13 protein-coding genes are annotated in these 14,912 nt (G+C 51.9%); 12 read left to right on the plus strand and 1 reads right to left on the minus strand.

Annotated features, from left to right (window positions below):
* Positions 1–5: 5 nt before the first annotated feature.
* From EDM60_RS00440 to EDM60_RS00495, 12 genes are all read left to right on the plus strand, one after another.
* Positions 6–1,232, plus strand: a complete 1,227-nt coding sequence (locus EDM60_RS00440; protein WP_122962209.1) for a DUF3880 domain-containing protein — start codon at positions 6–8, stop codon at positions 1,230–1,232.
* A complete protein-coding gene (locus tag EDM60_RS00445; protein WP_122962210.1) occupies positions 1,229–2,857 on the plus strand; it encodes a DUF3880 domain-containing protein in 1,629 nt (542 codons plus the stop codon). Before EDM60_RS00440 ends, EDM60_RS00445 begins: the two co-directional genes overlap by 4 nt.
* Positions 2,858–3,083: 226 nt before the next feature.
* Positions 3,084–4,730 (plus strand): AraC family transcriptional regulator, encoded by a 1,647-nt coding sequence (locus EDM60_RS00450; RefSeq protein ID WP_122962211.1) that lies wholly within the window; start codon positions 3,084–3,086, stop codon positions 4,728–4,730.
* 111 nt (positions 4,731–4,841) lie between these two features.
* Positions 4,842–5,849 (plus strand): iron-hydroxamate ABC transporter substrate-binding protein, encoded by a 1,008-nt coding sequence (locus EDM60_RS00455; protein WP_122962212.1) that lies wholly within the window; start codon positions 4,842–4,844, stop codon positions 5,847–5,849.
* Positions 5,850–5,869: 20 nt separating this feature from the next.
* Positions 5,870–6,877: a FecCD family ABC transporter permease gene (locus tag EDM60_RS00460; protein ID WP_122962213.1), complete on the plus strand. Its 1,008-nt coding sequence runs from the start codon at positions 5,870–5,872 to the stop codon at positions 6,875–6,877.
* The gene (locus tag EDM60_RS00465) at positions 6,870–7,889 is read left to right on the plus strand and encodes a FecCD family ABC transporter permease (protein ID WP_122962214.1); all 1,020 of its coding nucleotides are present in this window, start codon (positions 6,870–6,872) and stop codon (positions 7,887–7,889) included. The genes EDM60_RS00460 and EDM60_RS00465 overlap by 8 nt, the downstream gene beginning before the upstream one ends.
* Before the next feature lie 101 nt (positions 7,890–7,990).
* Positions 7,991–8,557 carry a nitroreductase family protein gene (locus EDM60_RS00470; RefSeq protein WP_122962221.1) on the plus strand — a complete coding sequence of 189 codons (567 nt, stop codon included), beginning with the start codon at positions 7,991–7,993 and terminating at the stop codon, positions 8,555–8,557.
* A 288-nt stretch (positions 8,558–8,845) separates the two neighbouring features.
* On the plus strand, positions 8,846–10,072 hold the full coding sequence (locus EDM60_RS00475) for an MFS transporter (RefSeq protein ID WP_122962215.1): 1,227 nt from the start codon (positions 8,846–8,848) through the stop codon (positions 10,070–10,072).
* Complete coding sequence (locus EDM60_RS00480) at positions 10,062–10,541, plus strand: MmcQ/YjbR family DNA-binding protein (protein ID WP_229049794.1); 480 nt, start codon at positions 10,062–10,064, stop codon at positions 10,539–10,541. The genes EDM60_RS00475 and EDM60_RS00480 overlap by 11 nt, the downstream gene beginning before the upstream one ends.
* 45 nt (positions 10,542–10,586) lie before the next feature.
* Positions 10,587–11,969, plus strand: coding sequence for a sigma-54 interaction domain-containing protein (locus EDM60_RS00485; protein ID WP_122962216.1), 1,383 nt, complete (start codon positions 10,587–10,589; stop codon positions 11,967–11,969).
* A 387-nt stretch (positions 11,970–12,356) separates the two neighbouring features.
* Positions 12,357–13,739: a GntP family permease gene (locus EDM60_RS00490; RefSeq protein ID WP_122962217.1), complete on the plus strand. Its 1,383-nt coding sequence runs from the start codon at positions 12,357–12,359 to the stop codon at positions 13,737–13,739.
* A 74-nt stretch (positions 13,740–13,813) separates the two neighbouring features.
* Positions 13,814–14,599, plus strand: a complete 786-nt coding sequence (locus EDM60_RS00495) for a 3-hydroxybutyrate dehydrogenase (protein WP_122962218.1) — start codon at positions 13,814–13,816, stop codon at positions 14,597–14,599.
* A 124-nt stretch (positions 14,600–14,723) separates the two neighbouring features.
* Here EDM60_RS00495 and EDM60_RS28900 read toward each other — a convergent pair.
* The coding region (locus tag EDM60_RS28900; RefSeq protein ID WP_208715188.1) for a hypothetical protein at positions 14,724–14,912 on the minus strand (189 nt) is incomplete at its 5' end.

Genomic DNA, 14,912 nt, shown 5'->3' on the forward strand with positions numbered 1-14,912 from the left:
AGAAAATGCGAGTATTGTTCTTGGAAAGCCACCCCATGTGGATTCACGGGCTGCCAAACGGATTTCGCGATTCAGGACACGATGTGATGATTTCAGGGCCGTTGACGGAGCAAAACATTCCCGAGATGCTCGGGGAGTTTCAGCCAGATTTGGTGATCGCCATCGGCTGGGGGCCTGAGCAAACGGCTGTCAAACTGGACTGGATTAATCGGTATGTGCATGAGGCGGATGTTCCGCTCATTTACTGGGCGACAGAAGACCCTACGTTTACAGAGAGCTTTACGATGCCGCTGATTCAAAGGGTGCAACCTGACTTTGTCTTTACGATTTGCTCCGAGCGGGTAGATTATTACGCACAACGAGGGATCAAGGCGGCACACATGGATTTTGGATTCCATTCCAGCATTCATTGTCCCGTTCCGGCAGAGGATGCGTATCGTACATCGATCGCCGTTGTTGCCAATGCGTATCCGCACGTCTTCAAGCAGCATGCTGACCATTTTCGGCTGGTGTCCCTGTTTACGCTCATTCGTCCGCTGCTTCATGCCAACATGCGCATCGACTTTTACGGCCGCGACTGGGACAAAATGAAACCATATCTGGGGCTGGACATCCCGCAAGAGTGGATTCACGGTTATTTGTCTTACCCGGATGCCCACAAGGTGTACAGCTCGGCAGACATCGTCATTGGCCTGCAAAACTACGAGACGCAGCTGACACAGCGGACGTATGAGATTTTGGGATCGGGAGGCTTCCTTGTTACACAGGATACACTGGCAGTCCGCAGCATGTTCACGTCAGGAAAAGACCTGCTCGCGGCTTCCACATCTCACGAGACGCGGCAAATCATCGAGCACTATTTGCAGCATCCGGAGGAACGCAAACAAATTCAGGAGCAAGGAAGACGGGTTGTTCGCCATGCGTCCTATCAACACCGCGCAGATTACATGGTGCAGGTGCTGCAAGCGCAAGGAATTTTGTCCACCGATAGCGAGACTGCGACTGGACCAGGCGAGCTGATCTCCTACCCGGAGCGAATCCGGCAACGCTATGAAGTGCACGATGTCCGCCGGGGAGATACGCTCTGGAAAATTGCCCAAACCTACGGGGTGACGATCGAACACATCATGAAGGAGAACGGGCTTACTTCCTATGATATTTACATCGACCAATACTTGAAAATCAGGGAGCGCAGCCGCGAAGCAAACGAAAGCGGCGGAGGGAGCACATGAGAATTTTGTTTCTGGAAAAAAATCAGGCGCTCCTTCACGGATTGCCGCACGGTTTTTGCGATGCCGGACATCAAGTGATGATTTCCGGGCTGTTGACGGAGTCCAATCTGCCTGCGCTGCTCCAGCGCTTCCAACCGGATTTCATCATGATGACAGGCTGGGGGCCAGAGCTGACTCCCACGCAGCAAGCGTATGCGGGCGAGCAAGCCAAAAAGGCGCGAGTACCTCTGATTTACTGGGCAGAGCAAGATCCTGCTTTCTTGGATATGTGGTCACTGCCTGTAGCTTTGCGGATGCAGGCAGATTTTGTTTTTACCGTCTCGCCAGAAAGTGTTCCGAGCTACGAAGCGGCTGGAATCCGGGCGGCGCACATGGATGTTGGCTACGACCCCAAGTGGTATGGCCCAGGCGAAAGCCCAACCCCCGACGAATCGCGCACACCTGTGGCAGTTGTATTTTCTCCGTTTCCTTATATGTATCGGCATCAGTGGGGGCATGAGCTCGCTGACGCACTGCATACGCTCATCTGGCCTCTGCTTGCGAAGCGCATCCCGGCTCGCTTTTATGGAAAAGAGTGGGGGCAGATGCAGCCGTTTTTTGGCTGGAGCATTCCGCAGAACGGGACGATGTCTAAGCCAAGTCCTCTGGAAGCAAGACGGGTCTATCAGGAAGCGGACATCGTGATCGAATTGCAATCGTCCGAACAGCATATTTCGCAACGCATGCTGGAAGCCGCAGCGTGTGGCAGTTTGTTGCTCGCGCGCGAAGCTTCCGGTTTAAGGCGGATTTTTACTCCCGGCCATGATAGGCTGGCATCTTCGTCTCCGCTACAGACAGCAGAATTGCTTTCATATTATATGGAAAAAAGTGGCGAGCGAAGGGAACTTCAGGCACAGGCGATGCGGACGGTTCAAGCCCATACGTACGAACAGCGCGCCAAATCTATCATTCGCACGCTTGTAGAGGAAGGGATTGTCGCTAACGACAGGACAGCATCTATGCAGCGAGAAGAAAAGTTCTTGCGGCTGGGCCAGCCGATTTGCAGCAGCGACACGGTGCATGCGGTCAAGCCAGGAGAGAGTTTGTGGGGAATTGCCCAGACTTACGGGATAAGTATCGAGAGGCTGCGCGAGGCGAACCGACTCGTCTCTGATCTGATCCAGATCGGCCAGTTTTTGCGCATTCCGCAGCGAATCGCAGAAGATGACGAGCAGTGCAGGCGAGTGAAAAAGTGGCTGGACAAAGCAGCGCGCCTGTTTCAACTCGATCCGTGTCTGCTCTACGGAATCGCCTATGCAGAGTCCGATTTCGGCCAAAATGCGGGCATGAGTACAGCAGGAGCGTTCGGAATCATGCAGCTCAAGCAGAAGACAGCGCAGGGGCTGGGCGTGGATCGGAACGATCCGTGGCAAAACATCGTAGGCGGAGCCATGTACATCAAGGAGCTGTTGCATGAATTTGCAGGCGATCTGCCCATGGCTCTAGGGGCGTACAACTGGGGGAAAAACCACGTTCGGATGGCCGCTCAGCAAGCGGACAAACAGTGGCTGTTGCTGGCTCCCGAAGAAACGCAGCACTACGTCGCCAAAATAGTAAAATATATGAGCGAAGCGGGCAGCGTATGACAAGGCCCGCAGGTGCATGATACAGCGTCAGAAAGCCCGGCTTTGTGGAGGTGGGGCTTTTTTGGCGCTGTTGGCGCTGCTAATAATTGAAGATAGGAAGAGATGGATGAGTTTGATATACTTTTAGCACAGAAATGAGAATTGTTATCAAAAAACCAATCGATCCATTTGTTTGTACATAGAGAGCCGTGAAGAAATATTCTGCAAGACTGAAGGTGTGACCAAGATGAATGACAGACAAGCGATGTTCCAGGAGTTTACCGAGCATGTGATGGCCGATGTCATGTTCAAGCTCCGCGATATTGCCTGGATAAAAGGAGACGAGCATGAACGTCTGCGCCAACAGTTTACAAATTCACACATATTGCTGATCGTAACCGGCGGGAGAGGTCGTTTGCGATTGGAAAATGTCGAGCATCAGTTGCGTCAGGATGCGATTTATATATGCCCCCCGATGAGCACGTTCGGGATCGATCCAGACTCGGTTGACGAATTGCAGATGTACGTCATGCGCTTCGACGCGTTTAGCGAGTCCAAGCAGAGAAGGAGACGTCTTCGCGTATTGCGGGAAGAGCACGAGTTTCCATTAATGGGGGAAGTATCTGTCCGCTCCGCGGGGCAGCTTGTGCTGTACTGCGATTCGATTGCAGAGCTATGGCAGCAGGCAGGCGGGATCGACCGTTTTCGCAGCCAGACCATGTTTCAAGAAATGTGGTACCACATCGTGAAGAACGTCGATTTCACGGCGCAAGATTCAGCTACAGCGCTGGAACGAGCACGTGCCTACATGGAAGAGCATTACTCGCAAAATATCACGATTGAGCAGCTCGCCCGGATTGCCGAAGTCAGCCCGAAATACTTCGTGGATTTGTACAAGAAAACATACGGTGTATCCGCGATGGATTACGTCACGGAGCTGCGCATTAGCCGGGCGAAGCAGCTCATGGCGCAATCCCACGTAAAGCTGCGTGAAATCGCTCACCAGGTAGGATACAACGACGAGTTTTACTTCAGCCGCAAATTCAAAAAAGAGGTGGGAGTTTCGCCTACCTTTTATATGAAAAGCCGCCAGCGCAAAATCGCCGCCTATCGCGCCCCGATCATTGGGCAGATGCTGGCATTGAAAATGATGCCGTTCGCAGCTCCACTGCATCCGAAATGGACGGCCTATTACTACCAAAACTACCGAAACGACATCCCCGTCCATCTGAGCGCGTTTCGCCAGAATGAAAACTGGAAGGCAAACATCGAAATGCTGCAAGAAGCCAAGCCCGATGTAATCATTTCGCTGGACAAGGCCAATGAACAGGAGACCGAGCAGCTTGCTCGCATTGCGCCAACTTTGTTCGTGCCATACGAAGCGCAAGGATGGAGAGAGCAGTTGCTGATGATCGGCGATTTTTTGGGAGAGTCGGTGGAGGCCAGACACTGGCTGGCTGCCTATGACGAGAAAATGGCCAGAGGACGGGAAGGGCTGCGAAAAACGCTTGAGGAAGAAACGTTTCTCATTTTGCGCGTGTTCAAAAATGAGCTGACTGTGCACTGCAATCGCAGCATGAACGAGGTTTTTTACAAAGGGCTGCAAGTGAAGCCGGCTTTTGTTACGACAGAGGATGTTTACGATCAGACCGTATCGCTTGCCGATGTGGCTGCGCTTAATCCTGACAGGGTGCTGATGCTCGTTTGCCAGGAAGCCGAGACTTTGGAAACCTTCAAACAGTTGAAGCTGTCTGCGCAGTGGCGGGATTTGAAAGCGGTGCGAAACAACCGGGCGTACCTGATTACTTCCGATCCGTGGCGAGAGTATTCAGCCCTTGCCCATAATCGGGTTCTTGACCAATGCTTGCGTCTATTTTCAGGAGATCGTCCATGACGATTCTGGATATCGTCCATGGTCGCGGATAAGCAGATGCATTATAATCACGAATGATAATCGTTATCAATAAAGATCATATACAAACATATGAGAGGGGCTTTTCAAGTAATGAAAAAGGTATATCTGGGTCTTAGCATCGCCATGCTGGCAATTGCACTGACTGCGTGCGGCGGCAACCAGGCTGCAAACTCCACAGCCACGAACAACAGCACCACACCTGCTGCGACTACGACAACAGCGGAAAAACCTGCTGAAGAGGGTGCCAAACAAGAGACACGCACGATCAAATACCTCGATAAAGAATACACTGTCCCAAGCAAAGTAGAACGGATCGCTATCACAGGCAGCATGGAGTCCATGGAAGATGCGCTCGTGCTCGGCGTAAAACCGGTTGGGGCCATTTCCATCGGTGGCAAGTTCCCTGAGATGTTTGCTCCGATCACCGGAGAAGCAAAATCCACTGGCGAGAAAATCCAGCTGAACCTGGAAAGCATCGTGTCCATGAAACCAGAAGTCATTCTGGGCAGCAGCAAGTTCCCGCCTGAAACTTTTGAGAAATTGACCAAAATCACTACAGCGTTCCCGGTTTCCCACATTTCCACCAACTGGGAAGCAAACCTGCTCTTGCTGGGTGAATTGACTGGCAAACAAGCTGAGGCTCAAAAAGTGATCGACGACTACAAAAAAGAAGTCGAGGCAGCAAAAACTCAATTGGGTGAGGGCGTGAAAGACAAGAAAGTGGTAGCAATCCGTTTGCGCCAAGGTAGTATCAACATTTATCCGGAAAAAGTGTTCTTCAACCCATCCCTCTACTCTGAATTGGGTTTCACAGCACCAGCAGAAGTAAAAGCAGCGAAGGCACAAGAAGTGGTTTCGCTGGAGAAATTCAGCGAAATGAACCCGGATTACATTTTCGTCCAATTCTCTGCGGATGAGAACAAAGACAATCCAAAAGCACTGGAAGATTTGGAAAACAACCCGATCTGGAAGAGCATCAACGCTGTGAAAAACGGCAAAGTATTCGTAAACGTGGTTGATCCGCTCGCACAAGGCGGAACAGCTTGGAGTAAAGTACACTTCCTGAAAGCTGCTGTTGAAAAATTGTCTGCCAAGTAATAGTAGGCGAGGTTAATCGCATGCAATCAAAAAAAGCAGTACCTATCCTCATACTTGCGATTTCGCCCGTAGCGATTGCGCTAGTGATCGTGTTGTCTATTCTGTACGGGGCTAAGCAGATTGACGCATACACCGTCTATCAAGCTCTCTTCCAGTTTGACGAAGGGAATGTGAATCATCAAATCATTATGCATTCCCGTTTGCCACGAGTGTTGGGCGCACTCATGATCGGAGCGTTTTTGGCAATATCAGGAGCATTGATGCAGGGGATGACGAGGAACTACCTCGCGTCCCCCTCTATTATGGGGGTATCCGATGGTTCGGCCTTTGCCATTACCTTGTGCATGGTGCTGATGCCTGCTTCGTCGAATACGACAATGATTTTCATGTCGTTGGCTGGTTCGGCGCTGGCAGTTGTGATGGTACTCGGATTGTCCAGGCTGTTGCCCAATGGATTTTCGCCTGTCGCTTTGGCGGTAATCGGGACGATTACGGGAACGTTTTTGAGCGGTGTCTCTGCGGCTATCGCTTCTTATTTTCAAGTCTCGCAAAATGTAAGCTTCTGGTATAACGCGCGGTTGCATCAGCTTGAACCGGGGCTGATTTGGCTGGCGGTTCCTTTTGCTGTCGTCGGCATTATCATGGCTCTGTTCTTGTCCAAGTCCATTACGATTTTGTCGTTGGGGGAGGAAATCTCGCTCAGTCTGGGACAAAAGACGGTCTTGGTCAAAGTGCTGGCAACGACGGCTGTCGTTATTCTTACAGGCATTTCGGTAGCATTAGCCGGAAAAATCGGATTTGTCGGGCTAATTATTCCCCATATGACCCGTTTCCTGGTCGGCCTGGACTATCGCTGGATTGTTCCGTGCGCAGGCGTGATGGGAGCCGTTTTCCTTGGCTTGTCTGACGTCTTCAGCCGCTTCATGAACAGCCCGTTTGAGACGCCAATTGGAGTTGTTACCGCATTTATCGGTGTGCCGTTCTTCCTCTATCTGATTTACAAGAGAGGGGGAGGCAAGCATGCGTGATAACAGAAGCAGATTTCGTCTGGTTCTGACAGTCAAGATAATCCTGATTGTACTGGCAACTTACATTAGCATCACAAACGGCGTGTTCGACATGTCCGTGATGGATGTGGTTCGCACTTTGTTGCGGCTCGGGTCGTCTCCTGAGCAGGACCTCGTTATTTTTGAATTTCGGTTGCCGCGGATTGTCATTGCAGCGTTGGTCGGCTATGGCTTGGGTGTTGCAGGTGCTGTCATTCAAGGCATTACCCGCAATGGTCTGGCTGATCCGGGGATTTTGGGGATCAACGCCGGGGCAGGTGCGTCTGTCGTAGCATTCATGTTTTTCTTCCAGGGACAGTTTACGGATGCCAGTTGGTTCTCCATCATGGCAATGCCGCTGTTTGGTCTGGCCGGGGGCTTGTTGGCCGCCGCGTTGATTTACATGTTTGCCTGGCGCAACGGAACACTTGACCCGCAAAGGCTGATCCTGGTCGGGATCGCGATCGGATCAGGGCTGGGAGCAGTAGCTTTGTACTTGTCGCTGAAAATGAACCCGAACGATTTTGAAATGGCTACTGTCTGGCTGACCGGAAGCATCTGGAACGCCAACTGGACGCATATTAGCGGAATGCTCCCCTGGTTGATCCTGCTTGTTCCTGTCTTGTTGCGCAAAGGGCATATTCTCGACTTGATGCAGCTAAACGAGGAATCGGTGAAAAGCCTTGGGGTGTCGGTGGAAAAAGAACGCAATCGGCTCTTGCTGTCCAGTATCGGGATCGTAAGCGCGTGCGTTTCCGTTTCCGGCAGCATTGGTTTTGTCGGTCTGATGGCTCCGCATATAGCCAAGCGCCTGACGGGTATTGCTCACAGACATGTTTTGCCGCTATCCGGCACAATCGGGATGTTGATGGTGATTGCGGCGGACTTTATCGCCAAGACCGTATTCACTCCGGTTGAACTGCCGGTTGGCATTGTCATCTCGATCATCGGGGTGCCGTATTTCTTCTATCTGCTTAGCAGAGCCAAAAAATAGAGAAAAGCAGTCCATTTGGATAGAGTCGGGAGGAGGGCGCCACTTTGAGCAAGGGGCGCTCCTCTGATTTTGGGAGAGAAAGCAAAAAGGGAGGAACGAAAATGGAACTGGCAAAATTGATCAGAGAACGCCGCTCGATTCACCGTTTTGAAAATCGCGAGGTAGACCGGGCGCTGGTGGCCGAGCTGTTGGATACAGCCGTTTGGGCGCCTAACTACCATATGACCCAGCCGTGGCGTTTTATTGTGACGCATGGCGAAGGCCGCAGAAGAATCGCTGAAGCGGTGCGGATCATGAAGGAAAAACGCGAAGTGGACCCTGCCAAAAAGAAAGAAGTAGGGGAAAAGTTCTACAACAAAATCATGGCGATTCCGATGCTGATGACAGTTATTATGAAGGAAAGCCCCAACCTGATCGAGCGTCAGGATGATTTCGCGTCCACCAGCATCGTCATCCACAATTTCAGCTTGCTGGCGTGGGAAAAAGGCATCGGTCTGACCTGGGAGACTTACCCTTGGATTCACGAGCCGGAATTTCGTGAGGCGATGGGCATTGCTCCGGGAGAAAAAGTGTTGGGTAACCTGCACATCGGCTATCCGGCAGCGATTCCAAGCCCGCAGCCGCGCGTTCCGGCAGCCGAGCGGATCACGTTTGTGGATAAAGCGTAGCGCAGGACAAGAGGGGAACATTTTTTCTTGTCAGGCAGTTACTTTTTGTGGTACTCTTGGGACACTCTACAAGAAAGGGTGACCATCAAGCCAATGATTTACTAACTCCTGTTTCCACAAAAACAATCGGATAAGACGATGCGTTTTTTGGATGGGAGTAGTATGTGTGCATATTGGCAAATGGATGGTAGAGCCTTTGATGTTTCTTTGCAGAGGGTTTCTATATCTTTTTGACGATGATATGCTGTGCCTCCTGTCCAGATCGCAAATGGATAAGGAGGCTTTTTTATGTCAAATATGCTTAAAAATCGGTACGTCAGGGCGATTTTGTTGTCGGGCTTGTTCTTGCAAATCGGGATATGGGTACGCAATTTTGCCATACTGCTGTATGTCATGGACCATACCGGAGGCGATCCGTTCGCTGTTTCCATGATTTCTGTCGCGGAATACGCGCCGATCTTTCTGTTTTCTTTTCTCGCGGGAACGTTTGCTGACCGTTGGCGGCCGAAACGAACGATGGTCTGGTGCGATGTGCTCAGTGCCTTGTCCGTGATTGCCGTACTGGTCACGTTTGTCTTCGGAACGTGGAAGGCGATCTTTTTCGCAACGCTGATCTCGGCCGTGCTCTCGCAGTTTTCCCAACCATCGGGCATGAAACTGTTCAAGCTGCATGTTCCGGCGGAGCAGATGCAAGCGGGGATGTCCGCCTATCAGACGCTTTTTGCCATCTTTATGGTTCTGGGGCCAATCTTGGGTACATTTGTGTTCCAGCAATGGGGGATGGAAGTATCTATGATCATTACGGCCGTTGCCTTTCTGGCTTCTGCCGGGGTGCTGTACATGTTGCCGCCTGATCGGGTGGAAGAGGGAGAAAAGCAGGAATCTGCCTTGCTGGAAGAGATGGCGAGCGGGATTCGCTATGTGCTCAGAAGTCGCGTGTTATCCTTGTTGGGCATCTGTTTCATGGCAGCGGGGCTAGGTATAGGAATGGTGCAGCCTCTGGCGATATTCCTGGTGACCGAACAGCTCCAGCTGCCTAAGGAGAGCCTGCAATGGCTGTTGATGGTTCAAGGTGTGGGCATGATTGTAGGAGGGGCGCTGACGATGGCGCTGGCGAAAAATGTGCCTCCGCAAAGGCTGCTCGTTCTCGGAATGCTGGGCAATGCCGTTGCCCTTGGCGTATGCGGGGTGTCTACTCACTTGTGGCTGACGCTGCTCGCCCAGCTTTTGGCCGGATTGCTGTTGCCGTGCATTCAGATCGGGATCAATACGATGCTGCTCAAATATACGGAAAGCTCCTTTATCGGACGGGTAAACGGCATTTTGACCCCGCTGTTTACAGGTTCCATGGTGATCATGATGAGCGTGGCAGGGGTGCTGAAGCTGCATCTTTCCCTCATGCTTGTGTATGAAATCGCGGCGATTCTGTTTTTGATTGGCCTGAGCTTTATACTGCCGCTGTATCGCGTAAAAGAAGGAAAGCCGATGCCAAGCGCAGAACAGATTGGATCATGAGGAAACAGCCGTAACGGCGGAAAAGCGGCAAGGAAAATTGGTGATAGAGGATGGGGGTTGCGATCAGATGACGCATGAGCGGATTACGTCCAAGGAAGGGCTGGAAATGGAAGCGGCGGTCAGGGAGCTTGCGATCCGCTGGCCTGAAGTGACGGAAAAGGTCGATGGCTTCGGGCATACGTCGTTTCGGGTAAGCGACAAGCCGTTTGTCATTATGGGAGAGGGGGGCGCAGAAGGCCCCGCCCTCTCCTTCAAAGTGCTCAAGACGACACAAGAGCTGTTGCTCGCCCAGGAGCACTTTTACAAGACGCCGTATATCGGTCACCACGGCTGGGTTTCCATTCGCGCCCAAAACGTTGCGGATTACAGCCTGCTTGCGGACTATTTGCTGGAGGGTTACTTGTGTGCAGCTCCCAAGCGTTTGGCAAAACAAATGCAGGCGCAGCTTCCGTCGCTCATGGAATCATGAGGAGCTGTCATTCAAGCGATCTACCAGACAAAGGGGGAGCCCCAGTTGGATTGGAATCTCCAACAAATCAGCAAGTTGCTTGAGGTCGTCTTCGAGAATGCCCATGAGCCGATGATCGTGACGGACAGGGACGGCAAAATCCTTTTGATGAACCGGAGCTATCGGGAATTTTTGAACGTGCAGGATGTCATCGGCAAACCCGTTACAGATGTGATCGAAAATACGCGGATGCACATTGTCGGCCAGGCAGGTGTAGCGGAGATTGCGGATATCCAGCAAATCAAGGGACAAAAGATGATCGCCCACCGCATTCCGATCATGGACGAGGGCAACGTGATCGCTGTACTCGGAACGGTGCTGTTTCAGGATGTGCAGGAGCTGACTGCCCTGGCTGCGATGGTCGATCAGCTGAAGGACGAGCTGACTTACTATAAGAAAGAACTGCGGCGCAGGATGGGGGCGACCTATCATTTTGACCAGATCGTCGGATACAGCCAAAAGCTGCAGGAACTGAAAAAATTTGCCCAAAAGGTGGCGACCAGCGATTCGACGGTATTGATTACCGGGGAGAGCGGGACAGGCAAGGAGCTGTTTGCCCACGCGATTCACGCGCAGAGCAAACGGAAGATGGGGCCGTTCATTCGCGTGAACTGTGCGGCGATCCCGGATACTTTGCTGGAATCGGAGCTGTTTGGCTATGAAGAAGGAGCGTTCACCGGAGCGGTTCGCCGCGGGAAAAAGGGCAAGTTCGAGCTGGCCAATCACGGGACGATTCTGCTCGATGAGATCGGGGATATGCCGCTGCCTTTGCAGGCCAAGCTTTTGCGCGTTTTGCAGGAAAAGGAAGTGGAGCGGGTTGGCGCTGTCCGGACGACGCCAATCGACGTGCGGGTGATTGCTTCCACGAACCTCGATCTGTTGCAGAGCATCAAGGAAGGGAAGTTCCGCGCCGACCTTTACTACCGTCTGAACGTAGTCACCTTGTCGATCCCTCCGCTGAGAGAGCGGCTGGAAGATTTGCCGGAGCTGGTATCCAACCTGCTCAAGCAACTGGGCGAGTCTACAGGCATCACGGTCAAAGTGATCGACGAAGAGGTCTGGAATGTGCTGCGGGGCTATGCTTGGCCGGGGAACGTACGCGAGCTGCGGAATGTGCTGGAGAGAGCATTGCATCTGATGGAGGACGATGTGCTGAAAAAAGAGCACATTTGGCTGCCGGCATCGGACGAGACGGCAGTTGTTCCTGTGGCGGATGCGCCGTTCAGAGAGCTTATGCCTTTAAAGCAGCTCATGGAACAGACGGAGCAGGAGGCGCTTGCGCTTGCGATGCAGCAAACGGGCGGAAACAAGCTGGAGGCAGCCAAGTTGCTGCAAATCAGCAAGTCCAGCTTTTATGAAAAGTGGGAGAAGTATTCCCAACGGAAATAATGGATGCGTACTGAAAGCCGGGACAGGGCGACAAGGCCGAGTTCCCGGCTATTATTTTTGCCAGATTCCGCGTTTCCGGAATAGAAAAAAGGAGAAAGGTGTCGACGGCAGAAGGTTTTGACATTTTGCCGGAGCTGTTTTTGGCTAGTTTTTTGCTAGATTCCAAAAAAGCGGACGCATAATTCCGGAAATCCGGAAATTTTGCAAGCGCTATCATTCGGGTGTCGGTGCCCGGTGACTACAAAGTGGCGCGAATGCTGGATTTGTCGAAAAGGTGACAGAGTTGGCACGATCCATGCAATTCAGAAACGGTTGTAAGCGGTTTCTTTTGCGGTGATTATAAACACTGCGCCTCCAAGCTGGAGGGCAATCTGAAAGGAGAATCCTATGATCATTGAAGTGTTGTCTATCGTGATCGCGCTCGGCCTTCTGATGTTTTTTGCGTACCGGGGCTACCCTGTTATCGTCTTTGCCCCGATCTTTACGCTGCTCGCGGTCGTTTTGTCGGGAATCGCGCTTCTGCCAAGCTATACGGAAACGTTCATGACCAATGCAGCAAACTATGTGAAATCATTTTTCCCTATTTTCCTGCTGGGTGCCATTTTCGGAAAAGTCATGGAGTTGAGTGGAGCAGCTTCGTCGATCGCGCATACGATCGTGAAGGCGCTGGGCTCCAACCGTGCGATTTTGGCTGTCGTGCTGGCATGTTCGATTTTGACGTATGGCGGGGTTTCGCTGTTCGTCGTTGCCTTTGCTGTCTACCCGTTTGCCGCAGCGATTTTCCGTGAAGCGAACATCCCAAAACGTCTGATCCCGGGAACGATCGCGCTCGGTGCGTTCACGTACACAATGGATGCTTTGCCGGGTACGCCGCAAATTCAGAACATCATTCCTACTACTTATTTTGGTACAGACGCTTATGCGGCTCCGGTCGTCGGCATTATCGGAGCGATTATCGTATTCGTCGGAGGGATGGCGTGGCTGGAGCGGAGACGCAAGCAAGCCGCAGCCGCCGGAGAAGGTTACGGCGAGGGGCATTCGAATGAACCAGAGCTTCTGAAAACCGAGTCCTACATGAACATCTGGGTAGCGATTTTGCCGTTGGCGCTTGTCCTTGTCGGCAATTACTTGTTCAGCCGGGGCATCTGGACAGTGGAGGGCTGGTATGATGCCACCATGCTCAAAGACTCGTTCAAAATCGAAAAAGTGAAAAACGTCGTGTCGTCCTGGGCGTTGATCATTTCCCTTAGCCTGGGGATTCTCGCAGCGCTGCTCATCAACGTCAAGCAGGTGAAAAACAAGCTGGCGAGCGGACTGACTGCTGCTGCGATGGGAGCTTTGCTGGCGATTTTCAATACCGCGTCCGAAGTAGGTTTTGGTAACGTCGTCAAAACATTGCCTGGCTTCAAGCTGATCCAAGGCTGGATTTTGGGGGCAAGCGATCATCCCCTGGTGTCCGAAGCCGTAGCCGTAAACGTGTTGGCAGGCGTGACCGGTTCCGCTTCTGGCGGGATGTCGATTGCGCTGGAGGTCATGGGCAAGCAATACCTGGAGATGGCCAATGCTGCTGGAATCAGTCCTGAGCTGTTGCACCGGATTGCTTCGATGGCTTCTGGGGGGATGGATACGCTGCCGCACAACGGAGCAGTCATTACCCTGCTGGCTATCACTGGCTTGACACATCGTCAGTCGTACAAGGACATTTTTGCGATCACTGTATTGAAAACAGCCGCTGTCTTTCTGTTGGCTTTCGCGGTATCGATTTTCTAGATTGGCTTGGTCATTTGCAACATAGCAGCCCGCCTTGAACGGGAAGAGAGAGTGTTTTGGAGAGGAGCAGGAGTATGGAGAAACTGTTGAATAATCAAGTGGCTTTGGTGACAGGTGCAGCGAGCGGGATCGGGCTGGAGATCGCGAGGACGTTCGCTTCTGAGGGTGCAAAAGTCATGCTGCTGGATTTGAATCGGGACGCTGCCGAGCAAGCAGCGCTCCAGTTGCAAAACGAAGGCTACGAGGCTGTGAGCGTGAGTGCCGACGTGACGAACGAGGAGCAGATGCAGCAAAGTATCCAGCAAGCGGTGCAGACATTCGGCAAGCTCGATATTTTGGTGAACAATGCAGGGCTTCAGTTCGTTTCGCCTATTGAAGGCTTTCCTACCGCCAAGTTCGAGCAAATGATCAGAATCATGCTGACGGCCCCTTTCATCGCCATCAAGCATGCATTTCCGATCATGAAACAGCAAGGGTATGGACGGATCATCAACATGGCGTCGATCAATGGCCTGATCGGTTTTGCAGGCAAGGCCGCTTACAACAGTGCCAAGCACGGGGTGATCGGTTTGACCAAAGTAGCAGCGCTTGAAGGGGCAGCAGATGGGGTTACGGTCAATGCCATCTGCCCAGGTTATGTCGATACGCCGCTAGTTCAGAACCAATTGGCTGATCTGGCCAAAACGCGGAATGTGCCATTGGAAAAAGTCATGGAGGAAGTCATTTATCCGCTCGTTCCGCAAAAGCGGCTGCTGCAAGTGCAGGAGGTGGCGGACTACGCTGCATTTTTGGCGAGCAAGAGAGCGCAAGGCATTACAGGGCAAGCAGTCGTCATCGATGGTGGATATACGGCGCAGTAAGCTCCATATAGAGAAGAGAAAGGGTAGCGGGGCCTCTTGTTTAGAGGGGCCCTTTTTGATTTGTACAAAGGTTTTTTAAAAAACTAGCAAAAAAACCTTGTATTCTATTTTTAGATGTGATAGATTATTCCTTGTCGCCAAGAACGACGACAAAACACAAGAAAAGAAAACAAGATTCAACAAAAAACTTCTTGACTCGCAAATAACGAACGTGATAAGATGTAAAACGTTCGACAAAAAATGCTCTTTGAAAACTGAACAGCGAAAGCGTTGATGAGTCTATCATTAATGATTTGCCAGCTTTGAACCAGTA

This window comes from Brevibacillus parabrevis (assembly GCF_003710905.1).
Classification (GTDB): domain Bacteria; phylum Bacillota; class Bacilli; order Brevibacillales; family Brevibacillaceae; genus Brevibacillus; species Brevibacillus parabrevis.

Coding starts and splice junctions, on each gene's coding strand:
- EDM60_RS00465 (WP_122962214.1), top strand. CDS start 6,870: ATGCGTGATAACAGAAGCAGATTTCGTCTGGTTCTGACAGTCAAGATA.
- EDM60_RS00475 (WP_122962215.1), top strand. CDS start 8,846: ATGTCAAATATGCTTAAAAATCGGTACGTCAGGGCGATTTTGTTGTCG.
- EDM60_RS00490 (WP_122962217.1), top strand. CDS start 12,357: ATGATCATTGAAGTGTTGTCTATCGTGATCGCGCTCGGCCTTCTGATG.
- EDM60_RS00495 (WP_122962218.1), top strand. CDS start 13,814: ATGGAGAAACTGTTGAATAATCAAGTGGCTTTGGTGACAGGTGCAGCG.
- EDM60_RS00460 (WP_122962213.1), top strand. CDS start 5,870: ATGCAATCAAAAAAAGCAGTACCTATCCTCATACTTGCGATTTCGCCC.
- EDM60_RS00440 (WP_122962209.1), top strand. CDS start 6: ATGCGAGTATTGTTCTTGGAAAGCCACCCCATGTGGATTCACGGGCTG.
- EDM60_RS00450 (WP_122962211.1), top strand. CDS start 3,084: ATGAATGACAGACAAGCGATGTTCCAGGAGTTTACCGAGCATGTGATG.
- EDM60_RS00455 (WP_122962212.1), top strand. CDS start 4,842: ATGAAAAAGGTATATCTGGGTCTTAGCATCGCCATGCTGGCAATTGCA.
- EDM60_RS00445 (WP_122962210.1), top strand. CDS start 1,229: ATGAGAATTTTGTTTCTGGAAAAAAATCAGGCGCTCCTTCACGGATTG.
- EDM60_RS00470 (WP_122962221.1), top strand. CDS start 7,991: ATGGAACTGGCAAAATTGATCAGAGAACGCCGCTCGATTCACCGTTTT.